The sequence below is a fragment of the Blattabacterium cuenoti genome (assembly GCF_014252095.1).
Lineage (GTDB): Bacteria > Bacteroidota > Bacteroidia > Flavobacteriales > Blattabacteriaceae > Blattabacterium > Blattabacterium cuenoti_F.
The window spans coordinates 367538-392212 of record NZ_CP059210.1 but is presented as its reverse complement, the minus strand read 5'-3'; the positions used below and the strand labels follow the sequence as shown (position 1 = coordinate 392212).

Below are 24675 nucleotides of genomic sequence, written 5' to 3'. Positions count from 1 at the left end.
ATATGGAATCAATGATAATATTGGTTTTTATCATTGGGTATTTTTTTATTACTATTGAGAATATTATATCCTTGAATAAGGTTATTCCGTCTCTTCTTATGGCGTCTATTTGTTGGTCTTTAATTATGTTTTGGAATATTCCTGTTTTTGAATTAAATAATAAATGGAAAGATCCTAAAATTTTGTTATTATTTCATCTGGGAGAAGCATCTGAAATAGTATTTTTTCTTATTGGAGCTATGTCTATTATTTCTATTATTGACAGGTATTCTGGTTTTGAAGTATTAAGGGATTTATTTTATACCAATACAAAGCGAAAATTTTTATGGATAATAAGTTTATTATCTTTTATTTTATCTGCTATTATAGATAATCTAACAGCAACTATAGTTGTAGCAACTATTTTAAAAAAAGTAATCTCCGATAACAAAGAACGTTTATATTATTTAGGCTTGGTTATTATATCCGCAAATGCAGGTGGTGTATGGTCTCCTATAGGGGATATTACTACTACTATGCTATGGATATCTAGCAAAGTAACTACTGTTAATCTTATTCAAAAAGTATTTATTCCGTCTATTTTATGTATGTTTTTTTCTACATTAGTCGGTTCATTGATGCCTGTTTTTGATGGATTCATTCAAATAAAAAAAAGCAAATTGTCAAATTTTGATCGTAAAAAAGGTTTTTGGATGTTGAATCTAGGACTTGGTTTTTTGTTATTTATTCCAGTTTTTAAAACTATCACTGGTCTTCCTCCATATATGGGAATGATTTTTTCTCTTGGAATACTAGGATTGATCACTAGTATGCAAAAAAAAGACTTTTCTATGAAAGAAGTGTTTCGAAATATAGATTTTTCTAGTATTTTATTTTTTTTCGGAATCTTACTTTCTGTTTCATCTTTGGAATCTTTAGGGATATTATATAATTTATCTCATTGGATTAACAATATAGTTTCTACATGGAGGTTAACCACATTTTTATTTGGATTAATATCTTCATTTATAGATAATGTCCCATTAGTAGCAGCTACTAATGCTATGTTTTCTTATCCTACAGATCATGAATTTTGGCATTATATTGCCTATGTATCCGGAACAGGGGGAAGTATTTTTCTTATAGGATCTGCTGCTGGTGTAGCGGCTATGGGAATGGAAAAAATAGATTTTTTTTGGTATTTTAAAAAAATTAGTTGGTTAGCTATGATCGGCTATTTATCGGGATTTTTATATTTATTAGTTTATCCGTTTTTTTCTTTGTAAAAATTCTATAAACTCTCCTCCCAAATATGAAAATGGGAAAAAAATAGGAAGGATAATTATTTCAAACCATAATGGTAAAGTGTATAAAAATATATGAATAAAAGCAATAATAAATAAAATAAAACCAGTTAATAATGCATAAGCTTTTTTAGCGTTTTGTACAAAAAAAGCAGTAGTTAATCCTCCTATTAAAGCGCTAAAAATATAGAAAAAAAACAAAGTTATAAAAAATTCTGGAGGAGCATAAATAAATACATATTGTAATTTTTTCAGTGGAATAAATTGTATTTTTGAAAACCACTTTTTTATCCATTTTATAGCATAAAATATTTCAGCAAGACTTACTGATAATCCTATTATTACGGAAAAAATATTACGATACATAATAACATCATTAAAAAAATGATTTTTTTTGTTATTTTGTATATAAAAATAAACATCAATTTTAATATGGATTCTACAATAAATTGGATTTCGATAAAAAAGTATGAAGATATTTTATTTCTTTTTTGGAAAGGAATTTCTAAAATAGAAATAAATAGACCTGAATGTCATAATGCTTTTCGTGTAGAAACTGTAAAAGAAATGATCGATGCTATCGATATATGTCATGAGAGAAAAGATATTGATGTATTGATAATTACTGGATCTGGAAATAAATCTTTTTGTTCTGGAGGAGATCAAAAAACTAGGAAAGGAGCGGGGTATTTAGGAAAAGATGGAATTCCTAGATTAAATATTTTAGATTTTTATAAAAAAATAAGGGAGCTTCCTAAGCCAGTTATTGCGATGGTCAATGGATTTGCTGTAGGAGGAGGACATGTTTTACATGTAGTTTGTGATTTGACTATAGCTTCTGATAATGCTATTTTTAGTCAAGTCGGACCTAAAGTAGGATCTTTTGACGGTGGGTTTGGTTCTTCTTATTTAGCACGTCATATTGGTCAAAAAAGGACAAGAGAAATGTGGTTTTTATGTAAAAAATATTCTGCAGAAGAAGCCTTCAAAATGGGTTTGATTAATAAAGTAGTTCCTTTAGAGGATTTAGAGAAAATAACGATAGAATGGTGTCAGACTATACAAAAAAGAAGTCCTATGTCTTTAAGAATGATTAAACGTTGTTTAAATGCAGAATTAGACGGACAACATGGATTGATGCAATTAGCTGGAGATGCTACTTTAATGTTTTATTTGACAGAAGAGTCTAAAGAAGGAAAAGATGCTTTTTTAGAAAAAAGAAATCCAAACTTTAAAAAATTTCCGAGATTTTTATGAAATTAAAATATTGGTTTTATGCCGTACGTTTTCAAACTTTACTCCTTTCTTTTTCTGGAATTACTCTAAGTTTTTTAATTTCTAAATCTAGAGGTTTTGGAGATTTCATAACTTACTTTCTATGTCTTTTTACTGCTATTTTTTTGCAAATATTGGCAAATTTTTCAAATGATTATGGAGATAGTATTCAAGGAGTAGACAATGATTATCGTATAGGACCAAAAAGAATTATTCAAAGAGGATGGATTTCTTTATTAGCTATGAAAAGAGCTATAAGTATATTTTCTATATTATCTTTTTTTTCCGGTATATTTTTAATTTATAAATCTTTAAATGCGAAATGTTTTTTTATTTTTCTACTCTATTTTATAGGTCTTTTGATTTGCATATGTAGTTCAATTACATATACTCTTGGTCCTTATCCATATGGATATATGGGTATGGGAGATTTATTTGTTTTCATTTTTTTTGGTTTAGTTTCTGTAGAAGGAAGTTATTTTTTATATACTCACGTATTTTCATTAGAGATGATTCTTTTATCATTCTCAGTAGGATTTTTAAATCTTTCTGTTTTAAATGTTAATAATATGAGAGATATTAAAAATGATTATCAAAATGGAAAATACACAATAGCCGGAATATTAGGTCTCAAATATGCAAAATTATATCATATTTTTTCTATATTAATTTCTCTATTTTTAGGAGGGTTTTTTATTTATATAACTCATAAAAGTATTTATCAATGGTTTTTTTTTATATTAAGTATTCCTTTTTTTGCACAACATTTAAAGAAAATTTTTTTTATGGAAAATTCTAAAGAATTTACTTCAGAATTGAAAAAATTAGTTTTAATTACTTTTTTTTATTCTATGTGTATAGGAATTGGAAGCTTTTTTTCTTAAACACATAGGATAATTTTATCGTAATATTTTATTGATTTGAAAATGAAAATAACTTTTTTTACACATAGTACATGTCTATTAGAAATAGAAAAAATCTATTTGTTAGTAGATCCATTTTTTTCTGAAAATCCTATATTCAAAAAAAATACCTCATTGTTAAATGACATGATTTTTCAATTTCATAAAGTGGATTACATCTTAATAACTCATGCACATTATGATCATGTATGTGATGTAGAATTTTTTGCAAGAAAGTTAAATTCTATCATCATTTCAAACTATGAAATATCCAATTTTTTTGAAAAAAAAGGATTAAAAACTTATGGAATAAATTATGGATCTTTTATCTCTTTTCCATTTGGAAAGTTAAAGTATGTTTGGGCCGTTCATTCTAGTGTTTTCGATGATGGAACTTATGGAGGAAATCCTGGTGGTTTTCTTTTACATACAAAAAGAGGAAATATCTATATATCCGGAGATACTTCTTTAACAAAAGAAATGAGTTTTATTCCTACTTTTGGAAAGTTAAAAGTATCTATTCTTCCTATAGGGGGGATTTATACGATGGATATCGAAGAGGCTATCATAGCTTCGAATTTACTACAGTGTAATAAAATATTGGGAGTCCATTATGATACTTTTGAATCTATAAAAATTGATAAAAAACAGGCAATAAAGAAGTTTTCCGAAAATGGAAAAGAATTATTTTTATTGAGGATGGGAGAATCTATAAGAATATGAGGTTATTAGTTCTATAAAGTTTTTTATATATGTATGATAATCAAATCGAAACTAAAGAAACATCAGTTTTTTTTCAAAAAAAAAGTAAAAAATGCCAATAAAACATTTGAATATAGTATAATTTGGTTTTTCATTATAGAAAAAGAAGAAAAAATAGGAATTGGAGAATGTAATCCATTATTGGAAAGATTTTTCAATTTCAATTTTTACGAAAAAGAATTATTGTTTATTTCTAGTAAAATAAACGCTATCAAAAAAACTGAAATTGATTATTATCGTTCTTATATTTCTTATTCTTCGATTTTATTTGGATTGGAACAGGCTTTTTTGAGTTTAAAGAAAAAATTTCCAATTTTATATAATTCTAAATTTACTCATGGAAAAATTGGTCTTCCTATAAATAGTTTAATGTGGTATTCTTCTATAAGAAATAGAGAATATGAAATAGAAAAAATAGAAAAGGAAATATTTAAAGGATTCTCATTTATTAAAATGAAAATAAGTCCAATTTTTTTTCATAATCAATATTTGAATTTTTTTTTACAAAAAATTCAAAATAAATATCCATATATAAAAATATCCATGGATGCAAATGGTTCTTTTAAAAGAAAAGAAGATACTATCTCCTGTATAAATAAGTTTTTTGATATAAATATTATTCATTCCATAGAACAACCTATAGAAGCCGGAAACTGGAAAGAAATATCTACAATATGTAAAGTATCAAAAATCCCCATAGCCTTAGATGAAGAATTAATAGGTATTAATGATTTAAAGTTAAAGAAAAAGCTATTGGATACTATAAAACCTCAATATATAGTATTAAAACCAAGTATATGTGGAGGATTTTCCGGATGTAAAGAATGGATATTAGAGGCCGATAAGAGAAAGATTGGATGGTGGATTAGTTCTTCTTTGGAGAGTCGTATAGGAATTAACGCTATAGCTCAATGGACTTTTAAAATGGAACAAAAACACAAAAAAAATAGTCGAGGAGTGCATGGATTAAATATAGGATATTTTTGTAATGATTTTTTTTCTCCTATTCAGATAAAAAAAGGTTCTATTTGGTATAATTCCTTCCATAAATGGAATAAAAAAAATTTTTTCTAGGAATGTGGATTCGTTTTTATTCAAAGAAAATATCTATTACTAATTTAGTTTTAAGAGGACATCCTTTATACCATTGGCAAAAATCCATTCTTTCTTTCTTAAAGAATTGGAATGATAAAAATAAAACAGTATTGATGAGCTTTACATCTGGAACCACTGGTCATCCTAAAAAAATTTTTCTAAAAAAAGAATGTATGTATAAATCGGCAAAAAGAACCGTAAATTTTTTAAATCTAAAAAAAAGAGGAACTAAAGGTCTATTGTGTTTATCTCCAGATTTTATAGCGAGTAAAATGTTTTTGATACGTGCAATGATATTTCAGTGGGATATTTATTGTATCCCTCCTTCATCTACTCCATTAAAAAATATTGAAGGATATTTTGATATCGCTTCTATGGTTCCCATGCAAGTTTTTTCAAGTTTAAATCATTTGGATAAAATTAGAATTGTTTTGATAGGAGGAAGCTCTATTTCTGTTGAATTGGAAGAAAGATTACAAAAAATCTCAACTATATGTTATGTTACTTATGGAATGACAGAAACATTAGGTCATATAGCCTTGAAAAAAATTAATGGATTAAATAAAACTCCATATTTTCAATCTTTTGAAGATATATATCTAAGCGTAGATAAAAGAAATTGTTTAGGTATATATGATATGGGGACGTTTATTCAAACAAATGATATAGTTCATTTGAACTCTATACATAAATTTAATTGGATAGGAAGATTTGATAATCTTATTAATAGTGGAGGAATTAAAATACTTCCTGAATTAATAGAAAAGGAAATATCTCCATTTATTCCTTCTCATAAAAGATTTTTAATTTCTTCAATTCCTGATAAAATTTTTGGAGAAAAAATAGTATTAATCATTGAAGGTCACTTTTTTTCTGTGAAAATACCTCAATCTGTTTTCTTTGGAGAAAAAAAATTTTATAAACCGAAAGAAATTTTTTTTGTAGAAAATTTTATAGAAAATTCTTTTGGAAAGTTGAAAAGAAAAGAAATAAGAAATTTTGTAATAAAAAATCTTCTTGTAAACTAAAAAAACTTTTTTAGAATTTTTTCAACTGTTATATTTTAGTATGTATGAAGGTAAAATATTTCTTTATATATTTGCAAATCGTGGTTAACGCCTCCCTTTGATTTGATAGAACTCAAAGGGTTTTTTTTGTTAGAATTATTAGTTTTCTTCTTCAAATAAAAAATGAGAATGAATAAAAATATGAAATGGAAAAAATCCATCTGAAAAATGTTTTTCTGATATTGCTAAAAAAATTGAATCTTATTCTATAGAAGAAAAATTCAAAATTTTTTCAGAGATTCTTTCTGGAAGAATAGTTTTTTATACCAGTTTTATTCATAACATTCAGAACATTCTATTAAAAGAAAAAATTTAAATTTCTTAGAATGGAATTCTAATTATCAATTAATACCATTCCTCCTTTTTAATTGGAAGTCAGAAAAACTATAAAAAATAAGAGATATGGATAGATGAGACATGCTATCCAATAGTCGACACTTGCATGAGTGAATAGATTTTGAAAAATTTTTTATTATGTCTAATTCAGATTTTTTAAATAATTTGTTTGAAAATAAAAAAAAAGGATTTTATCCTTTTCCTCAAAAAAAAATGTCAGAAAAATTTGTAGAAGGTTTATTTCATCTTCTTTTTACCCCTGATCAGAATATTTTAGAAAACAGAAAATCTTTAAAGAAAAATTATCAAAATTTACAACAGAAATTATATGACATTTTTCTAGAATTAAATTTTGAAAAAACCCCGTCAAAAAAATTTACTAAAAATTTTTTTGACAAAATTCCTAATATTTATCAAACACTAATCACAGATGCTAATGCTATTTTGAATTTTGATCCAGCTGCAACCGGAATAGAAGAAATTTATTTATCCTATCCAGGATTTTTTTCCACTGCATTATATAGAATGGCTCATCAATTATGGATTCTAAAAGTTCCAATACTTCCTAGACTGATAACAGAATATGCTCATAGTAAAACTGGAGTAGACATTCATGCTGCTGCAGAAATAGGAAAAGAATTTGTGATAGATCATGGAACTGGAATCGTGATAGGATCTAGTACGAAAATAGGGAATAAAGTCAAAATATATCAAGGAGTCACTTTAGGAGCTGCTTATGTGGATAAAAAATTAGCAAATAAAAAACGTCATCCTACTATAGAAGATAAAGTAACTATTTATGCTGGAGCAACTATATTGGGAGGAAAGACTATAGTTGGACATGATAGTGTTATTGGCGGAAATGTATGGGTTACACAGAGTGTTCCTCCATATTCTATAGTCTATCAAAAAAATGAAATAAGAATGCGAAATAACAGTCCTTTTCCAGATCCGGTTAATTATATGATATAATAAAAAAATAAAAAAAGATGAAAGCAGAAAGTATCTTGCAGACTATTGGAAATACCCCTCATGTACGTCTCCTTCGTTTATATCCAAATCATAAAGTTTGGATGAAACTGGAAAAAAATAATCCAGGAGGAAGTATTAAGGATAGAATAGCATTATCCATGATCGAAGATGCAGAAAAAAAAGGAATTCTTAAGAAGGGAAATACGATCATTGAGCCTACTTCTGGAAATACTGGAGTTGGATTAGCTATGGTTTCTGCTGTGAAAGGATATCGTCTTATTTTAGTAATGCCTGAATCTATGAGTCTTGAAAGAAGAAAGATTTTTTCAGTTTATGGAGCAAAATTTGTTCTTACTCCTAGAGAAAATGGAATGAGGGGAGCTATTGAAAAAGCGGAAGAATTGGTGAAGAAAATTCCTAATTCCTGGATGCCAAAACAATTCGAAAATATTTCGAATTCGAATATACATAAATATACTACGGCTAGGGAAATTTTAGAATCATTTCCTGAGGGAATTGATTATTTTATTACTGGAGTAGGAACTGGAGGACATATTACTGGAATAGGAGAAGTTCTAAAGAAAAAATTTCCAACTGTAAAAATATTTTCTGTAGAACCTGTAGAATCTCCGGTTATATTTGGAGGAACTCCTAATCCTCATGCATTACAAGGATTAGGAGCAGGCTTTACTCCCTCTATTTTAAATATTAAGATATTAGATGGAACTTTTTTAGTGTCTAAAAAAGAAGCATTTAGTTATGTTCGTAAAGTTGCAAGAAAAGAAGGAATTTTGGTAGGAATTTCTACAGGAGCAGTATTGTCTGCTATTGCAAAAGAATTATTCAATTTTTCTGAAAATTCTACAATATTGACATTCAATTATGATACTGGAGAAAGATATTTTTCTGTGGATAATCTTTTTGATTCGTAAGCATCGTATCTGAATTGATGAAAACTTCAGATACTTTATTAGTATTTTATATGTGTATTCAAAAATTGGATTATATTTTTGATAAATTGATCATGAATAAAAAAAATATTTATACGGATAAATTGGTAGAAAAAGCAGAAAAACCAGCTAATATTCTATATATATTATGCAAAAGGTGTATAAAAGTTCTCTTGATAATTGTAAAGAGTTAATAAGAAAAGTAATAAGAAAAGAAAAAAAGTTTTTATATTCTTATCAATTAGAGAAAAACACGTTAATTTTCATAGGAGATTTAAATGGACTTCTGATCTCTATTTTTTTTTATAAAAACAATTATTTCGTGTTTTAATATTTTGTGTAGTTCATATCTGTTTTAAACTTGAAAAAAATGTTATCTGAATCAAAAAATAAAGCATTCACTGAATTCATCAAAAATTCTTCTAAAAAAGAAATTATTTGGATGTCTGGATTTTTATCTGGAATAATCTCTTCCTATGGAATTTTAAAAAAATTGAGGAATTTTAAAGAAAAAATTACACTTGTTTATGGAACAGAAACAGGAAATGCAAAAAATTTAGCTTTTCTAATAATAGAAAAAGCTAAAAATAAAAATTTACAAATGAGATTGATAAGTTTAGATCAATACCGTTTGATTGATTTGAAAAAAGAAAATTATTTTTTCATAATTATTAGTACCCATGGAGAAGGCGACCCTCCATCATCTGCTAAATCTTTTTTTAACTTTCTTCATCAAGAGAAAGACCTTCATTTAGATAATATAAAATATAGTGTATTAGCATTAGGGGATCGTTCTTATCCTTTTTTTTGTAAAGCAGGAGAAGATGTGGATAGACGATTACATGAATTAGGAGCTAGTAGACTAATTCCGTTACATAAATGTGATGTAGATTATGAATGTCAAGCAGAAAAATGGTTCAAAAAAATTGTAAATCTTTTTGAAAACGATAAATTTCAAGAAGATTCTATCAAAAGACATGTGAAAAAAAAGAAAATTTCTGGAACTATTATAAATAATATACTTTTAAACGATAAAGAAATAGGTTCTAACAAAGAGATTTATCATATTGAAATTTTAATAAAAAATCCTGAAGATGCAGATTATGAACCAGGGGATTCAGTAGGAGTTTTCGCGGAAAATCCTTCAGAAGAAGTAAATAAAATTATGAATTTTTTTCATAAAAAGAATGATAATAATTTAAAAAATTCAAATAATATATTTAATTTTTTTTATAAAAAAGCAAGTATATTCAATTTATCTAAAAAAGTTTTAAATAAATATTCTACGTTGGTAAAAAAAGACATTCCTCATGATCAAGAATGGAATCTTTTTGATCTTTTAAAGAATTTTCCTATGGAAAATAGAAATCAAGCAAAAGATTTAGTTAGAATTTTGGATTCTATAAAACCTAGATTATATTCTATTTCTTCTTCTCCAAGAGTTCATGATTCTGTAATCCATATTACAGTATCACGTCATAAATTTAAAATAGATGGAAATATTAAATATGGTTATTGTTCTGATTTTCTTTCTAAATTAAAAGAAGGCGATATTTTATCTTTTTTTATTCATAAAAATTATTTATTTAAGTTACCAGATTCAGATAAAGATATTATTCTTATTGGGCCTGGAACAGGAATAGCTCCATTTCGTTCCTTTTTATATGAAAGAGAAGCGATAGGGGCTTCTGGAAGAAATTGGCTTTTTTTTGGAGATCAGCATTTTTCTTCTGATTTTTTATATCAAACGGAAATTCAAAATTGGAAAAAAAACGGTTTACTTCATCGTATTAGTCTTGCATTTTCTAGAGATCAAAAAGAAAAAATATATGTACAAAATAAAATATGGGAAAATCGCAAAGAATTATTTGCATGGATAGAGAATGGAGCGTATGTATACATTTGTGGTCAAAAAAGACCGATGAGTATCGATGTTGAAAATACTCTATTTCGTGTAATAGAAGAAATTGGCGGTACTTCTCCAGAGATTTTTATAAAAAAGATGAAAGAAAGTGGACGTTATTTGAAAGATGTCTATTAATTTTTTTCAAACTGGTAGTTTTTATGATAAAAATCAAGATGATTAGAGAAGACCGTTTTCATCGCATCGAATGAATAGAGCATAAAATTTCAGAAAAAAATTCAACAAAAATTAGATTCCATAGCTATGTGGATAGAAAAATAAATATTCGGATGGGAGGGGTGTGGTTATAGTACATTTATCTGAAAAAATATCAGGAAAGATTCCTTTAAAAATTTTGATTATTAAATTTTTTTTTCAAAATCTAATATTGAGTTTTTTTTATTGAAGACAAAGAATCTTTTTTACAATTATTTGAGCCATTTTATATTTTGATTCTTTGGTCCAGCCAGCTATATGTGGCGTAAGAATAACATTTTTGGAATGAAGAAGATAAAAAAAATTTTTAGGAAATTTTCGATGATAAAAGAAATTTTCAAAAGAACATTTTTCGTATTCTATTACATCTAAGCATGCTCCATGTATTTTTCCATTTTTTAATGCTTTTACTAAATGATCGGTAAGTACACATCCTCCACGAGAGGTGTTAATAAAATAAAAAGGTTTACTGAAATTTTTTATAAAATGTTCGTTAATCATCCCTTTAGTTTTGTTTGTGTAAGGAACGTGTAAACTAATTATATCTGATTTCATAAAAATCGTTTTCATGTCTACTTGTTTTGCATAAATATCTCCTATTTTAGGTAAAATGTCATAACATAATATTGTCACTTCGAATCCTGAAAGTTTTTTAGCGAAAGCTTTTCCTGTGTTTCCATATCCGATAATTCCTATAGTTTTTCCCTTAATTTCTCTTCCTCTATTGGATTCTCTATTCCATTTCCCTTTTCTGATTTCTTGGTTAGAAATAAAGAGATGGTTCATTATAGATAAAAGCATAGCTATTGCATGTTCTGCCACGGAATCTCTATTTCCTTCTGGAGTAGAAATTAAGGTTATCCTTTTTTTATGAACATAGTCTTCATCTATATTTTCCACTCCAGACCCGATACGAGCTATAAATCTTAATTTTTTTGCTGCTTTAAGCACATTTTTATTTAATTTCAACCTACTTCTTAAAATAATACCATCATATAGGGAGATAAATTTTATAATTTCTTCTAGAGGATCAGAATAATTTTCATCGCAAATAAATCCCTCTTTCCTCAATTTATATATGATATAAGGATGATCTTTATCTAAAATTAATATTCTTTTTATCATATTAATTGATTATTGATCATCATTTTTACTACCGTTTTCAGAATTGAAACTTTCATCGAAATCTATAACATTCTTCAATAGATTTTTATTTTTTTCTTTCTCACTGTTTTGATCTTCTTTACAATTATTCCAGTGATAATTTTCTGGTTTTTGAAATAATAATTTTTCATGATAAATTAGACTGGAATCCTTATAAAGACTTCTCATATAATAGGCCCATATAGGTAAGGCCATACTTGCTCCTTGTCCTAATTTTATGCTTTCAAAATGAGAAAATCTATCCTCCCAACCTACCCAAATTCCAGTAGTTAAATTAGGGGTCATTCCTATAAACCACCCATCAGAATTTTCATTAGTAGTCCCCGTTTTTCCTGCTATATCTCCTATAAAAAAATTATATTTATGTAATCTTTTGGCAGTTCCGTATTGTACTGCTCCTTGCATTAATTTTAACATAATATATGCTACTTCTTCACTAAATACTTTCCTCCTACTAAGATCTATATGTTCTTGAATTAATTTTCCGTATTCATCTTCTATTTTTACTAAAATACTGGGTTTTACATAAATTCCATAATTAGTAAATGTATTAAAAGCCCCTGTCATTTCATATAAAGTTAAATCTGCAGCTCCAAGAGCTATAGATGGATGTTGAGGGATTAAGGATACTATTCCCATTTTTTTTGCTAAATTAATCACTGGATCTGGAGTTATTTGAGAAATAAGACGAGCAGAAATAGTATTAACAGATAGAGCTAAACCATCTTTTAAGGTTAAAAAACCTCCATATTTTCCATTGGAATTTCTTGGGCTCCATTTTCCTAAATGAAATTTTTCATTTGATATTTTCGTACAAGGAGTATAATGCAATTCATTGATTGCCGCTGCATATAAAATGGGTTTGAAAACAGAACCGACTTGACGTTGTGTTTTTGCTACATGATCATATTGGAAGTAATTGAAATCTATTCCTCCCACCCATGCTTTGATATACCCAGTAGAAGCTTCTATAGAAATCAACCCAGCTTGTATTATGCTTTTTTGATAACGGATGAATTCCCATGGAGATATCAATACTTTTTTATATCCATTCCAAGTAAATAATTTTGTATTTTTTGGTTTTTTAAACGTTTCTATAATTTTTTCTTCTGAAATTCCTTTTTGTCGTAAATCTTGATAAAGTTGAGTTCTATGCATAGCTGATAAAAGGATTCTATTTGTTTTTTCTGGTGTGATATTTAAAAATGGAGCATTTTTATTTTTTTTTTGAGAATTATTAAATAAAATTTGCAATTGGCTAAGATGTTTTTTTACTGCTTTTTCGGCATAATCTTGCATTTTTGCATCAATAGATGTATATATTTTTAACCCGCTAGAATAAAGATTAAGTTTTTGTCCTGTTTTTTTTTCGTAATCATCTAATGCTTCTTGAATTTCTTTTTTTAAAAATTCACCATAATAAGTTAATAATTCAAAATCTTTTTTTTGCATTTTGAAATTTATTTGTACGGGTTTTTTTAACTCATTTTTATATTTTCTATGGTGGATAAAATCATATTTTTTCATCTGATATAAAACTAGATTTCTCTGTTTTTTAGCTCTATTAGGATATAATTTTGGATTATATAAAGAGGGATTTTCTAACATTCCTACTAATGTTGCACATTCTCCTAAATTAAGTTCGGAAGCTTTTTTATTAAAATAAGTATGTGCAGCCGTTTCTATTCCTTTTGCATTATATAAAAAATCAAATTTATTATAATACATTGTAATGATTTCTTCTTTCGTATAACGTTTCTCTAATTCGATAGCCATGACCCATTCTAAAAGTTTCTGATGCATTCTTTGTAACTTATTTTTTGCAGATGGACCTGTAAATAAAAGTTTTGCTAATTGTTGAGAAATCGTACTTCCTCCTCCTTTTTTTCCTAGAGAAAAAATAGCTCTCAGGAGGGATTTTGCATCTATTCCGGAATGATATTTGAAACGAATATCTTCCTTTGCGATGAGAGCATTAATAAGATTTTTTGGAAGTTCTTGATAAGTAATCAAAGTTCTATTTTCTGAGAAAAATTTTCCTAATAAAATTCCATTAGTATCATATACTTCTGATCCAACTTCCATGATAGGATTTTCAATATCTTTTGTGTTAGGCAAAGTACCTAGATAGCCTTTAGAAGCTGCATAAAAAACTATAAAAATAGCTCCTATACCTAGAAAAAAGAAAAACCAAAAGTAAAAAAGAAGCCAACGAAAGTAAAAACTTATTTTTATATTTCTTTTATTAGACACTTATTTTTTTTAATTAATATTCTAAATATCTGTTATTTGAATGTTAATTCTGTTATTTGAATGTTAATTCTGTTTTTTGAATCACGTCAATTGTTGATAATTTCTCTAAAGGAGGAGAAATTTTATTATTTTCCAAAATTTCTTTGATTTTTTTTATTTCTATTCTAAACCAAGTATTTGGGTTTTTGATATAAGACAGCCACATTTGTTTTTTAAACACATCGATTTTCATACATTTTGCTATTCCATTTTCTGTATATATTTTGCAGTTAAAATCTGGAAAATCTTTTATAGCTGATAAATAAGCATCTAATTCATAATTCAAACAACATTTTAATTTACTACATTGCCCAGTTAATTTCTCTATATTTATAGATAGTTGTTGATATCTAGCCGAATGAGTAGTGACACTTTTAAAATTTTTCAACCATGTTGAACAACAAAGTTCACGACCACAAGAACCGATTCCTCCAATTTTTGCGGCTTCTTGTCTATATCCTATCTGACGCATCTCTACACGTATGCGAAAAGCTAAAGCTAATTCTTTAATCAATTTTCTAAAATCAATTCTATCTTCAGCAGTATAATAAAAAGTAGCTTTTTCTCCATCTCCTTGATATTCCACATCACAAATTTTCATGGATAGATTTAAATTTTTTGCAATTTTTTTAGCTTTTAAAAGACTTTTCAATTCTTTTTTTTTAGACAAACTCCATATTTTTATTTCTTTTTCTGTGGATTTTCTGTATATCTTTCTTGAAAATTTAGACGGGTTATTTTTGTTACGTATTTGTAATTTTACTAATTCTCCGGTTAGAGTTACTGTTCCGATGTCATATCCACTAGATTTCGATTCTACAGTTACAAAATCGCCTTTGCAAAGGTTTATTTTTTCTGTATTACGGAAAAATTCTTTTCTATCATTTTTAAATTGAACTTCTACAAGATCAAAATTATCTAATAAAAAGGGAGATTTAATATTAGATAACCAATCTACTACATGTAGTTTTTTAACACATTGTTTTTTTTGAAACATATTATTTCTATTACTAATACATCTATTTGTTAAACAACCTGAACATAATTTTTCCATTATTTTAATGATTAAAAAAACAAAAATAAAACTTTTCTTATGCTTCTTTTTTTTGATAAAAATTTATATTTATAGATATGAATAAGAGAATAGCCGTATTTCCTGGTTCTTTTGATCCAATAACTTTAGGACACTATGATATTATTATGAAATCTTTAAATTTATTTGATAAAATTGTTATAGCTATTGGAAAAAATTCAGAAAAAAACAATATGTTTTCTATTAACAAGAGAAAGGAATGGATTCAAAAAACTTTTTTAGGATTTTCTAAAATAGAAATAGATTTATTTCAAGGAATGACTATCTCTTTTTGTAAAAAAAAGAAGGCTCAATTTATATTGAGAGGTCTAAGAGATCAATTCGATTTTGAATTCGAAAGAAAAGTTTTTTATGCTAATAGAAAATTAGAGAAAAGGAATTGTATCGAAACCGTTTTTCTCCTTTCTTCTTACGGAAAATCTTATATAAGTTCAAGAATTGTAAGAGAAATTATGAAAAATGGCGGGGATTACACTGTTTTTGTTCCTCATCATGTAAGAATTTAATGAATGGATTTATCACTCTTTTTTTATCCAACCAAGAGTGATTTGTTTTTTTTCTATATCTACGTCAGTCAATTTTACTTTAACTCTATCTCCTAAATAGTAAACTTTTCTTTTTTTTCTACCAATTATACTATAATTATTTGAATGCAAAGTGTAAAAATCCTCTTGGATATCACGTAATCGGATCATTCCTTCTGTTTGGAATCCTAGTAAATCAATATAAACACTCCATTCTGTAAATCCTGTAATAATTCCCTCAAATTCTTTTCCTAGGTATTTTTTTATATATTTAACCTGTAAATATTTTAAGAATTCTCTTTCTGCATCTATTGATAAACGTTCTTTTTCACTGCAATGTTTAGATTGTTCTTCATAAAATTCTATGGAATTCAATTTATTGTTCTTATTTGTTAAATAATAATTTAATAAACGATGGGCTATGATATCTGAGTATCTTCTAATAGGAGAAGTAAAATGAGTATAATAAATAAAAGATAATCCATAGTGCCCTATATTTTTTGTGGAATATTTAGCTTTGCTCATGGTTCGAAGAATTAAATTTTCTATCATGTTTTGTTCTGGTTTTCCTTGAATACTTTTTAATAAATGATTAATAGATGTTTTTAGATTTTTTAGATCTAAAAAATAACCTAAAGGCTCTATGATTTTTTTTAAAACGAAAATTTTTTGAAAATCTGGTTCATCATGGATTCTGTAAATATAGATTCTATTAGATGGTTTTCCATCTAAATTTAAGCTAACAAATTCTGAAATTTTTCTATTAGCTAATAGCATAAATTCTTCTATTAAACGATGAGATTCATTGCTTTTTTCTAAGTATAATCTAGTAGGATTATTTTTTTTATCTAAATGAAACTTTATTTCTACTTTTTCTAGAGAAATTGCTCCATTTTTTAGTCTATTTTTGGTTAAAATTTTAGAAAAAAAGAATAATTTGGAAATATCTTCGTGATAATCTCCTTTTTTTCTTTCTATAATTTTTTGGATTTCCTCATATGTAAATCTTCTATTTGATCGTATAATAGTTTTCCCGAACCAACTTTTTAAAATCTTTCCTTGATTATTCATATTAAAAATGGAAGAAAAACTTAGTTTATCTTTTTCAGGGTGTAGAGAACAAAGATTATTGGATAAGATTTTTGGAAGCATAGGAATAACTTTTCCTACAAAATAAATGGAATTAGAACGTATATATGCTTCTTTATCCAAGAAACTTCCTTCTTTTACATAATGAGAGACATCGGCTATATGAATTCCAATTTCCCAAATAGTAGAGTTTAATTTTCTAATAGAAAGAGCGTCATCTATATCTTTTGCATCAAGAGGATCTATAGTGAAAGTATTGATATTACGCATATCTCTTCTCATATTTAGATCAGAATTTTTTTTCAGTACTATTTCTTTTGCTTCTTTCTCTACCTCTTTGGGAAATTCATAGGATATTCCATATTCAGACAACAAAGAAAAAATTTCTGTTTTATATTCTCCAGACACTCCAAATCTTTTAATTATTTTTCCTAAAGGATTTTTGGAATTTTTTGGCCATTTTGTGATTTCTACCAATACTTTTTCATTATGTTGATATCCTTTGAATTCATTGAATGGGATTAATATATCCACATGAATAGTATTGTTATATACTATAACTAATCCATAGTTATTAGATTTAGATTCCATTTTTAATATTCCAGTAAAATTCTTTCTTTTCCTTTTCAAAATTTGTATGACTTCTCCTTCTATTTTTCTTCCTGATTTACGATTTTTTAATTTTACTTGAACCAAATCTCCTTCTATAGCTCTATTCGTTTTATTTTTAGGAATAAAAATGTCTTTAGGAAATCCCTCTATATTTACAAAAGCATATCCATAACTAGTAATATTGATAAATCCAGTAGCTAAATTGTTATTACTATTAGATAATCCTATAAATTTCTTGATTTTCTTTTCTAATTTCATGATAAAAAAAACATGTCAATTAACCTTTAAAAATCTACAATCTACAAGTAATTTGGAAAAAATAAATATTATACATTTTTCATTTTAAGTTATGCATTGGATATTATTTATTATCTTTGCAATGATCCGTTTTTTTACTATTATCAAAACATAAAAAATTGCTTCTAAGATGACAGGTAAACGTCTATTATATGTTTCTTCAGATTTATTTCCTTTTTCATCAGAGAATCCTATTTCTTTGTCAGTTTTAAAGGCAAGCAAGTTTATGCAGTCTATAGGAAACGATGTACGTATATTCATGCCCCGTTTTGGAGTAATAAATGAACGAAGACATCAATTGCATGAAGTTATTCGTTTGTCAGGAATGAATTTAATTATTAATGAGATGGATCAACCTTTATTAATTAAGGTTGCATCTATTCCTGATGCAAGGTTGCAAGTTTATTTTATAGATAATGAAGAGTATTTTAAAAGGAAAGCTATATATGAAGATGAAAATGGAATATTTTTTCATGATAATGATGAAAGAGCTCTCTTTTTTACAAAAGGAGTTTTGGAAGCTGTTAAAAAATTGAATTGGAAGCCAGATATTATTCATATATATGGTTGGATTAGTTCTTTTATTCCACTATACATTAAGAATTTTTACAAAAATGATCCTGTTTACCAGAATACAAAAATAGTGGCTTCCATTTATAATAATCCTTTTCAAGGAACTATTAACAAGGAAATTATTAAAAAAGTAAAATTTGATGGAATTAAATCTAGAAAATTAAAATTGCTAGAAAATCCAAATTATTTTAATCTGATAAAATTATGTATGTTTTTTTCCGATGCCATAATTAAAGGAGATCTTTCTTTTCCAAAAGAAATAGAAGACTATATAGATGAAAATAAATTATTAGTATTAAAATATTACCCTGTAGAAAAAATAGAAACCGTTTATCAACAATTTTATAAAGAAACTGTTTTAGAAACAGATTAATTTTAAAAAAATTCTAATTTTATTAGTTAGAATGTGTGGTATAATTGGTTATTTGGGATATAGAGAAGCATATCCGATTCTGATTAGTGGATTAAAAAAATTGGAATATCGTGGATACGATAGTTCTGGTGTGGCTATTTTTTATGAAAATGGATATAATCTATACAAAACTAAAGGAAAAGTTGATGAATTAGAGAAAAAAATTTCTTCTTATAAAATTCAAATAAAAGGAACAACCGGAATAGGACATACTAGATGGGCCACACATGGAATTCCGGATGATATTAACGCCCATCCACATGTTTCCAATTCTAATGAACTTATTTTAATTCACAATGGAATTATAGAAAATTATCATGCGATTAAAATAATTCTATTGAAAAATGGTTTCACTTTTAAAAGTAAAACGGATACAGAAGTTTTAGTCAACTTAATTGAATATATTCAAAAAAAAAATAAATTATCTTTGGAAGAGGCAGTACGAGTTTCTTTGAATGAAGTGATTGGAGCATATTCTATAGCTATAGTAGAAAAATCTAATCCAGAAAGAATTATTATTGCAAAATTAGGAAGTCCTTTAGCATTGGGAATAAATGAAAGGGAATTTTTTATAGCTTCTGATCCGATTCCCTTTATTAATTATACTAAAAATGCTCTTTATTTGAAAGATGGTGAAATGGCTATTCTTAGAAAAGATAAAGAATTAGATCTTCGTAAGATTATAGATAATCATAAACTGAATCCAATTATTAAAGAACTTAAAATTAATCTTCAAGAGATTGAAAAAGGGGAATATAAATATTTTATGTTGAAAGAAATTTATGAACAACCAAAAACTATTTTAGACACTCTACGTGGTAGATTATTAATGTCAGATGGGGTGATTTATATTGATGGAATTGAATCTAATAAGGAAGTATTTATTAATGCTAGATGTATAACTATAGTAGCTTGTGGAACTTCATGGCATGCTAGTTTAATTGGAGAGTATTTATTAGAAGAATTAGCTCATGTTCCAGTAGAAGTAGAATATGCTTCTGAATTTAGGTATAGAAATCCTATTATAGAAAAAAAAGATATTGTTATCGTTATTTCCCAATCCGGAGAAACTGCAGATACTATAGCGGCTTTAAAATTAGCTAAGAAAAAAGGAGCTTTTGTTTTTGGAATTTGTAATGTAGTTGGATCATCTATAGCAAGAAATGTAGATGCAGGAGCTTATACACATGCAGGACCTGAAATTGGGGTGGCTTCTACAAAAGCTTTTACAGCACAAATCACTATTCTTGTTTTGATAGCTTTGAAAATAGGAAAATATAGATCAGCGATTACAGATAGTCGTTACAAATATTTATGTCAAGAACTGGGATCTATTCCAGATAAAGTAAGTAGAACATTGAAAATAGATGAAACTATAAAAAAAATATCTAAAATATTTTACCATGTCAATAACTTTCTTTATTTAGGTAGAGGGATTAATTTTCCAGTAGCATTAGAAGGCGCTTTAAAATTGAAAGAAATTTCCTATATTCACGCGGAGGGTTATCCCGCTGCAGAGATGAAGCATGGACCTATTGCTTTAATAGATGAAAAGATGCCTGTTGTAATTATAGCTACAAAAAAAGGATGCTATGATAAGATTTTAGGAAATATTGAGGAAATTAAGGCAAGAAAAGGAAAAATCATAGCAATAGTTAATGAAGGGGATATACAAGTAAGTATGTTAGCAGATTATGTAATAAAAGTTCCAAAAATATCTGAAGAACTTAGTCCATTAGTCACGGTTATTCCTCTTCAATTATTGGCTTACCAAATAGCTTTTATACGTGGAGAAAATGTAGATCAGCCAAGAAATTTGGCGAAATCTGTCACAGTAGAATAATTGTTCTAACGATATTCCTGTATGTATTTTTCTAAAGCTTTAGCCATAGAAGGATATTTTGGGGTTGGAACTTTGATTTCTATTTTTAATCCGGCTTTATAAGCTTCCTCTAAAGTATTTTTACCAAAAGTTGCGATTTTTATGTTGTTTTGATCAAACTTAGGAAAGTTTTCAACTAAAGATTTTATACATGCTGGACTAAAAAAAACTAAGATATCATAATAAATACTCTTCAAATCAGATAAATCGCTAGAAGTAGTTTTGTATAAAATAGCTCTTTTCCAAAAAACATTGAGTTTATTCAGAATTTTTGGTATTTCTTGTTTTAATATATCTGAAGAGGGTAAAAGAAATTTTTCTTTTGAATGTTTCTTTATGTAAGGTAGAATGTCTTGAAAGGATTTTTTTCCAATGTGTATTTTTCTTTTTCTGTACACTATATACTTTTGTAGGTAATTGGCTATAGCTGAAGTTTGACAAACATATTTCATAGAAATAGGAACTTTGAAGCGCATTGATTCTGCCAATCTAAAATAATGATCTATGGATTTTTTGCTTATAAAAAGAACTACAGTAAATTCAGAAAAATTTATTTTCTGTTTTCTTACATCAGTAGATGATGCTCCTTTTACTTCTATGAAAGATCTAAAATCTATTTTTACATTTTCATTTTTGCTGAGTTCTATATAGGGAGAATTTGAACTTGTAAATGCTTGTGAAATGAGAATATTATTAATCTTCATTAGATCATTTATTATTGTGAATAATCAAAGGAACAAAGATTTCAATTTTCAAATGTACAAAAAAGTTAGGATAAATTAACATAAGAACTGATAATGAACAAGTAGAAAACATTTTTGTAAATGAAAAAAATAATTTTATTACTGTTTTTTTTTATTTTTTCAGAAAAAAGTATTCCTATTAGTCTTATTATTCCTCATAAAAAGATGGTGAATCTGATAACGGAGCTTCTTTTGAATAATTTATTTTCTCCTTTGAATGATTCTTTTTATAAGAAAGAGAAAGAGGATAAAATATATAAAAAATATAATATTAAAGAGAGTGATTTCTTGTACAATTATTTTTTTTATACAGAGAAAATAGAAAACCATATTGATCTTTTGAAAAAAGTACAGGAGAATTTATTAAAGAGGCACAGAGCGGAATCGAACCGCTATAAAAGGTTTTGCAGACCTCTGCCTTTCCAATCGGCCACAGTGCCTTAAATCTTTCATCTCATCCATCCAAAACAATACAAACTCTATCCACACGGCTTTGTAGAGGGGGATTTTCTTTGCAAATTTTTATTCTTGTTGATTTTACCAAATCTATTCTATGTTTTTTGATTCTTTGAATGATTCTTTGAGCTAAATGTTCTAATAATTTTGAATTAATTGCCATTTCTTCTTTTACAATGCGATACAAATGTACATAGTCAATAGTTTTTGATAAATCGTCACTAATTGAAGCTTTATAAAGATCTAGTTCAACTTCTAGATTTACCGTATAATATGATCCTAAAGTCGCTTCTTCTGGCATGCATCCGTGAAATCCAAATAATCTAATATTTTCAACAAGGATCTTTCCCATTCTATTTTTCTATAGCATCTTTGTGATTTTTTTCTACTTTTTTCCAGTTAATAATATTCCAAAAAGAAGAGATATAATCAGCACGACGGTTTTGGTATTGAAGATAATAGGCATGTTCCCAAACATCTAATCCTAATATTGGAACTCCTTCGCACCCTATTCCTATCATGATAGGATTGTCTTGATTAGCTGTAGAACAGATAGTTAATTTTTTTTCTTTTACACATAACCAAGTCCATCCAGAACCAAAATGATTCATAGCAATAGAGGTAAATTTTTCTTTAAAAGAGTCAAAGGACTTAAAATCTTTTTCAATGACGCTTTTTAGATACTTACTTGGAGAAATATAATCTAAATGAGGAATCAATATTTCCCAAAAAAAATTATGATTATAAAAACCTCCACCATTATTACGTACTATTTGTTTTTCAATATGAGATCTTCGCAGAATTTCTTCTATAGAAAGATGTGTAAGATCTGTTTTTTCAATAGCTTTATTTAAATTATTAGTATATCCTGCATGATGTTTTGTATAATGAATCTCCATAGTTTTTTTATCTATATAAGGTTCTAGATCCTTATAAGAATAGGATAATTTTGGAAGTTTGAATGACATATTTATTATTATTTAATGCAATGTGCAATGTAACAATTAAAATTAAAAATACAAGAAAAACTATGAAATTATTGCTTTTATTCCAGGAAGCATTTTATTTTTTAAACTTTCTAACATTGCTCCTCCACCAGTAGATAAATAACTAATTTTATTTTCATATTTTTTTATTTTTAATGCAGCAATAGTATCTCCACCTCCAACTAAGGAAAATGCTCCATGTTCAGTAGATTTTACGATAGATTTTGCTATGGAAGTAGTTCCTGAAGAAAAATTTTGAAATTCAAAAACTCCTAATGGCCCATTCCAAAGAATTGTACGAGAATAATTTATGATTTCGCAAAAATTTTTTATAGATGTAGGACCTATATCCAATCCCATCCAACCATCCGGAATAGAATGAATAGAAACGATTTTAGTTTGAGCATAGTTTTTAAAAGAATCGGCGATAATCACATCTTTTGGGAAAAGAATTTTTGTTTTCTTTTGTTTTTTATATTGCTCAATAATTTTTTTCAAAACTTTTAGATCATTATATTCGTCCACAAGGGAATTCCCTACTTTTCCTCCTTGGGCTTTAATAAAAGGATAAGACATTGCCCCACCTATCAATAAGTAATCTACTAAGTTAATCATATTTTCAATGATAGCTATTTTAGAAGAAATTTTTGCTCCTCCTAATAAAATTGTAATGGGGGCTCTTCCTTTTTCTAAAACTTTTTTTAATGATTGAATTTCTTTTTTCATAAGAAACCCTATACATTTTTTTTCTCCAAAAAATTTAGGCACTATGCTAATGGAGGCATGTGATCGATGAGAAACTCCAAAAGCATCGTTGACATAAATATCTCCAAGTTTGGATAATTTGAAAGCAAAATTTTCATTTCCTTCCTCTTCTTCTTTGTAAAAACGAATGTTTTCTAACAGTAAAATTTCTCCATTTTTTAATTCAGAAATTTTTTTTTCTACCGCTTTTCCTATACAAGTTTCAGAAAATTTTATAGGGATTTTTAATTTTTTTGATAAATAAGAAATGATGAATCTTAAGGAATAAATTTTGGAATATTTTCCTTTTGGTCTTCCAAAATGAGACATAAGAACCACTTTTCCAGAATCAGAAATTATTTTTTGAATAGTAGGAATACTATATAGAATGCGCGTATCATCAATAATTTTATAAGATTGATTATTAACAGGAACATTAAAATCTACTCTTACTAAAGCTATTTTATTTTTAAAATTTAAATCACTTACGGTTTTTATATTCTCTATCATAAGTTCAAAATATGAAATGTACAAAAGTAAATAGATTTTAATTATAAATTTTTAATGTATTTTTATGTTTTTATGTTTCTTAAATATTAAATGAATGAATGAGAATAGCCATAGGATCTGATCATACAGGAATAAATTATAAATCTATGATAATTAGCTTTTTGGTGAATCAGGATTATTATATAAAGGATTTTGGTTTTTCTATCTATGGAAAGAAAGTAGATTATCCAGATTTTATTCATCCTACTGCGGAATCAGTAGATAAAGGAAAAATGGATTTTGGAATTATTCTTTGTGGAAGCGGAAATGGAGCAGCTATGACTGCTAATAAATATAAAAAAATACGTGCGGCATTAGTGTGGAATAAAGAAGTCGCATTTTTAGCAAGAAAACACAATAATGCTAACGTGTTAAGTTTGCCTGCGCGTTTTTTAGAAAGTAAAAAAGAGGTTTTAGAAATAGTAGAAATGTTTTTGACAACGGATTTTGAAGGTGGAAGACATAAAATAAGGATAGAAAAAATTCCAATAAAATAAA

Annotated in this window: 23 protein-coding genes, 1 tRNA gene and 1 pseudogene; 15 read left to right on the top strand and 10 right to left on the bottom strand. The window is 26.9% G+C overall.

All coding sequences use genetic code 11. The features are described 5' to 3' along the window. Nucleotides 1-2: 2 nt before the first annotated feature. The gene (nhaD, locus tag H0H45_RS01855; RefSeq protein ID WP_185866376.1) at nucleotides 3-1265 is read left to right on the top strand and encodes a sodium:proton antiporter NhaD; all 1263 of its coding nucleotides are present in this window, start codon (nucleotides 3-5) and stop codon (nucleotides 1263-1265) included. On the opposite strand, the gene H0H45_RS01850 is transcribed toward nhaD, so the two are convergent. Beyond that, nucleotides 1239-1649 (bottom strand): hypothetical protein, encoded by a 411-nt coding sequence (locus H0H45_RS01850; protein WP_185866375.1) that lies wholly within the window; start codon nucleotides 1647-1649, stop codon nucleotides 1239-1241. The genes nhaD and H0H45_RS01850 overlap by 27 nt on opposite strands. Before the next feature lie 66 nt (nucleotides 1650-1715). Between H0H45_RS01850 and menB the strand changes: the two genes are divergently transcribed. The 9 genes from menB (at nucleotide 1716) to H0H45_RS01805 (ending at nucleotide 10683) form a co-directional block, all read left to right on the top strand. Next, a complete protein-coding gene (gene menB, locus H0H45_RS01845; protein ID WP_185866374.1) occupies nucleotides 1716-2540 on the top strand; it encodes a 1,4-dihydroxy-2-naphthoyl-CoA synthase in 825 nt (274 codons plus the stop codon). Then, nucleotides 2537-3442, top strand: a complete 906-nt coding sequence (menA, locus tag H0H45_RS01840; protein WP_185866373.1) for a 1,4-dihydroxy-2-naphthoate octaprenyltransferase — start codon at nucleotides 2537-2539, stop codon at nucleotides 3440-3442. The genes menB and menA overlap by 4 nt, the downstream gene beginning before the upstream one ends. Nucleotides 3443-3484: 42 nt before the next feature. Continuing rightward, nucleotides 3485-4183, top strand: a complete 699-nt coding sequence (locus H0H45_RS01835) for a metal-dependent hydrolase (RefSeq protein WP_185866372.1) — start codon at nucleotides 3485-3487, stop codon at nucleotides 4181-4183. Between the two features lie 33 nt (nucleotides 4184-4216). Then, entirely contained in the window at nucleotides 4217-5296 is a 1080-nt protein-coding gene (locus H0H45_RS01830) for an enolase C-terminal domain-like protein (protein ID WP_185866371.1), read from the top strand. Between the two features lie 2 nt (nucleotides 5297-5298). Next, the gene (locus tag H0H45_RS01825; RefSeq protein WP_185866370.1) at nucleotides 5299-6345 is read left to right on the top strand and encodes an AMP-binding protein; all 1047 of its coding nucleotides are present in this window, start codon (nucleotides 5299-5301) and stop codon (nucleotides 6343-6345) included. Nucleotides 6346-6858: 513 nt separating this feature from the next. Next, on the top strand, nucleotides 6859-7692 hold the full coding sequence (locus tag H0H45_RS01820) for a serine O-acetyltransferase (protein ID WP_185866369.1): 834 nt from the start codon (nucleotides 6859-6861) through the stop codon (nucleotides 7690-7692). Between the two features lie 17 nt (nucleotides 7693-7709). Continuing rightward, the gene (cysK, locus tag H0H45_RS01815) at nucleotides 7710-8624 is read left to right on the top strand and encodes a cysteine synthase A (protein WP_185866368.1); all 915 of its coding nucleotides are present in this window, start codon (nucleotides 7710-7712) and stop codon (nucleotides 8622-8624) included. 17 nt (nucleotides 8625-8641) lie between these two features. Then, nucleotides 8642-8836 carry a hypothetical protein gene (locus tag H0H45_RS01810; RefSeq protein ID WP_185866367.1) on the top strand — a complete coding sequence of 65 codons (195 nt, stop codon included), beginning with the start codon at nucleotides 8642-8644 and terminating at the stop codon, nucleotides 8834-8836. Between the two features lie 176 nt (nucleotides 8837-9012). Further along, nucleotides 9013-10683, top strand: coding sequence for a diflavin oxidoreductase (locus tag H0H45_RS01805; RefSeq protein WP_185866366.1), 1671 nt, complete (start codon nucleotides 9013-9015; stop codon nucleotides 10681-10683). 261 nt (nucleotides 10684-10944) lie between these two features. On the opposite strand, the gene H0H45_RS01800 is transcribed toward H0H45_RS01805, so the two are convergent. The 3 genes from H0H45_RS01800 to H0H45_RS01790 are packed head-to-tail and all read right to left on the bottom strand — an operon-like array spanning nucleotide 10945 to nucleotide 15271. Continuing rightward, a complete protein-coding gene (locus H0H45_RS01800) occupies nucleotides 10945-11886 on the bottom strand; it encodes a 2-hydroxyacid dehydrogenase (RefSeq protein ID WP_185866365.1) in 942 nt (313 codons plus the stop codon). 9 nt (nucleotides 11887-11895) lie between these two features. Further along, nucleotides 11896-14178, bottom strand: a complete 2283-nt coding sequence (locus H0H45_RS01795) for a transglycosylase domain-containing protein (RefSeq protein WP_185866364.1) — start codon at nucleotides 14176-14178, stop codon at nucleotides 11896-11898. A gap of 52 nt (nucleotides 14179-14230) precedes the next feature. After that, entirely contained in the window at nucleotides 14231-15271 is a 1041-nt protein-coding gene (locus tag H0H45_RS01790) for a PSP1 domain-containing protein (protein WP_185866363.1), read from the bottom strand. Between the two features lie 77 nt (nucleotides 15272-15348). On the opposite strand from H0H45_RS01790, the gene coaD reads away from it, so the two are divergent. After that, nucleotides 15349-15816, top strand: coding sequence for a pantetheine-phosphate adenylyltransferase (coaD, locus tag H0H45_RS01785; protein ID WP_185866362.1), 468 nt, complete (start codon nucleotides 15349-15351; stop codon nucleotides 15814-15816). 12 nt (nucleotides 15817-15828) lie between these two features. On the opposite strand, the gene rnr is transcribed toward coaD, so the two are convergent. After that, nucleotides 15829-17793, bottom strand: coding sequence for a ribonuclease R (gene rnr / locus H0H45_RS01780; RefSeq protein ID WP_185866361.1), 1965 nt, complete (start codon nucleotides 17791-17793; stop codon nucleotides 15829-15831). Between the two features lie 169 nt (nucleotides 17794-17962). Here rnr and H0H45_RS01775 point away from each other — a divergent pair, with 169 nt between their 5' ends. Then, entirely contained in the window at nucleotides 17963-18778 is an 816-nt protein-coding gene (locus H0H45_RS01775; RefSeq protein WP_185866360.1) for a glycogen/starch synthase, read from the top strand. 31 nt (nucleotides 18779-18809) lie between these two features. Then, entirely contained in the window at nucleotides 18810-20660 is a 1851-nt protein-coding gene (glmS, locus tag H0H45_RS01770) for a glutamine--fructose-6-phosphate transaminase (isomerizing) (protein WP_185866359.1), read from the top strand. A 5-nt stretch (nucleotides 20661-20665) separates the two neighbouring features. Here the strand turns inward: glmS and H0H45_RS01765 are convergent, their stop codons facing one another. Next, complete coding sequence (locus tag H0H45_RS01765) at nucleotides 20666-21403, bottom strand: uroporphyrinogen-III synthase (protein WP_185866358.1); 738 nt, start codon at nucleotides 21401-21403, stop codon at nucleotides 20666-20668. 120 nt (nucleotides 21404-21523) lie between these two features. Here H0H45_RS01765 and H0H45_RS03160 point away from each other — a divergent pair. Beyond that, nucleotides 21524-21757, top strand: a pseudogene (locus tag H0H45_RS03160) (DUF4296 domain-containing protein); the annotation flags it as partial. 54 nt (nucleotides 21758-21811) lie between these two features. On the opposite strand, the gene H0H45_RS01755 reads toward H0H45_RS03160, so the two are convergent. The 4 genes from H0H45_RS01755 to H0H45_RS01740 form a co-directional block, all read right to left on the bottom strand. After that, nucleotides 21812-21882: transfer RNA gene (locus H0H45_RS01755), tRNA-Cys, on the bottom strand. 14 nt (nucleotides 21883-21896) lie between these two features. Further along, nucleotides 21897-22250: a dihydroneopterin aldolase gene (gene folB / locus H0H45_RS01750; protein ID WP_185866357.1), complete on the bottom strand. Its 354-nt coding sequence runs from the start codon at nucleotides 22248-22250 to the stop codon at nucleotides 21897-21899. Nucleotide 22251: 1 nt separating this feature from the next. Next, the gene (locus tag H0H45_RS01745) at nucleotides 22252-22866 is read right to left on the bottom strand and encodes a superoxide dismutase (protein WP_185866356.1); all 615 of its coding nucleotides are present in this window, start codon (nucleotides 22864-22866) and stop codon (nucleotides 22252-22254) included. A 60-nt stretch (nucleotides 22867-22926) separates the two neighbouring features. Continuing rightward, the gene (locus H0H45_RS01740; protein ID WP_185866355.1) at nucleotides 22927-24138 is read right to left on the bottom strand and encodes a phosphoglycerate kinase; all 1212 of its coding nucleotides are present in this window, start codon (nucleotides 24136-24138) and stop codon (nucleotides 22927-22929) included. A 98-nt stretch (nucleotides 24139-24236) separates the two neighbouring features. Here H0H45_RS01740 and H0H45_RS01735 point away from each other — a divergent pair, with 98 nt between their 5' ends. Further along, nucleotides 24237-24674 carry an RpiB/LacA/LacB family sugar-phosphate isomerase gene (locus tag H0H45_RS01735; RefSeq protein ID WP_185866354.1) on the top strand — a complete coding sequence of 146 codons (438 nt, stop codon included), beginning with the start codon at nucleotides 24237-24239 and terminating at the stop codon, nucleotides 24672-24674. Nucleotide 24675 lies beyond the last annotated feature (1 nt).

Excerpts from the sequence above, each read along its gene's own strand:
- folB (WP_185866357.1), bottom strand. The coding sequence starts at position 22,250 with ATGGGAAAGATCCTTGTTGAAAATATTAGATTATTTGGATTTCACGGA.
- H0H45_RS01820 (WP_185866369.1), top strand. The coding sequence starts at position 6,859 with ATGTCTAATTCAGATTTTTTAAATAATTTGTTTGAAAATAAAAAAAAA.
- H0H45_RS01765 (WP_185866358.1), bottom strand. The coding sequence starts at position 21,403 with ATGAAGATTAATAATATTCTCATTTCACAAGCATTTACAAGTTCAAAT.
- H0H45_RS01775 (WP_185866360.1), top strand. The coding sequence starts at position 17,963 with ATGACAGGTAAACGTCTATTATATGTTTCTTCAGATTTATTTCCTTTT.
- coaD (WP_185866362.1), top strand. The coding sequence starts at position 15,349 with ATGAATAAGAGAATAGCCGTATTTCCTGGTTCTTTTGATCCAATAACT.
- menA (WP_185866373.1), top strand. The coding sequence starts at position 2,537 with ATGAAATTAAAATATTGGTTTTATGCCGTACGTTTTCAAACTTTACTC.
- H0H45_RS01745 (WP_185866356.1), bottom strand. The coding sequence starts at position 22,866 with ATGTCATTCAAACTTCCAAAATTATCCTATTCTTATAAGGATCTAGAA.
- H0H45_RS01850 (WP_185866375.1), bottom strand. The coding sequence starts at position 1,649 with ATGTATCGTAATATTTTTTCCGTAATAATAGGATTATCAGTAAGTCTT.
- H0H45_RS01825 (WP_185866370.1), top strand. The coding sequence starts at position 5,299 with ATGTGGATTCGTTTTTATTCAAAGAAAATATCTATTACTAATTTAGTT.
- cysK (WP_185866368.1), top strand. The coding sequence starts at position 7,710 with ATGAAAGCAGAAAGTATCTTGCAGACTATTGGAAATACCCCTCATGTA.
- H0H45_RS01735 (WP_185866354.1), top strand. The coding sequence starts at position 24,237 with ATGAGAATAGCCATAGGATCTGATCATACAGGAATAAATTATAAATCT.
- nhaD (WP_185866376.1), top strand. The coding sequence starts at position 3 with ATGGAATCAATGATAATATTGGTTTTTATCATTGGGTATTTTTTTATT.
- H0H45_RS01835 (WP_185866372.1), top strand. The coding sequence starts at position 3,485 with ATGAAAATAACTTTTTTTACACATAGTACATGTCTATTAGAAATAGAA.
- glmS (WP_185866359.1), top strand. The coding sequence starts at position 18,810 with ATGTGTGGTATAATTGGTTATTTGGGATATAGAGAAGCATATCCGATT.
- H0H45_RS01810 (WP_185866367.1), top strand. The coding sequence starts at position 8,642 with ATGAAAACTTCAGATACTTTATTAGTATTTTATATGTGTATTCAAAAA.
- menB (WP_185866374.1), top strand. The coding sequence starts at position 1,716 with ATGGATTCTACAATAAATTGGATTTCGATAAAAAAGTATGAAGATATT.
- H0H45_RS01805 (WP_185866366.1), top strand. The coding sequence starts at position 9,013 with ATGTTATCTGAATCAAAAAATAAAGCATTCACTGAATTCATCAAAAAT.
- rnr (WP_185866361.1), bottom strand. The coding sequence starts at position 17,793 with ATGAAATTAGAAAAGAAAATCAAGAAATTTATAGGATTATCTAATAGT.
- H0H45_RS01790 (WP_185866363.1), bottom strand. The coding sequence starts at position 15,271 with ATGGAAAAATTATGTTCAGGTTGTTTAACAAATAGATGTATTAGTAAT.
- H0H45_RS01830 (WP_185866371.1), top strand. The coding sequence starts at position 4,217 with ATGATAATCAAATCGAAACTAAAGAAACATCAGTTTTTTTTCAAAAAA.
- H0H45_RS01740 (WP_185866355.1), bottom strand. The coding sequence starts at position 24,138 with ATGATAGAGAATATAAAAACCGTAAGTGATTTAAATTTTAAAAATAAA.
- H0H45_RS01800 (WP_185866365.1), bottom strand. The coding sequence starts at position 11,886 with ATGATAAAAAGAATATTAATTTTAGATAAAGATCATCCTTATATCATA.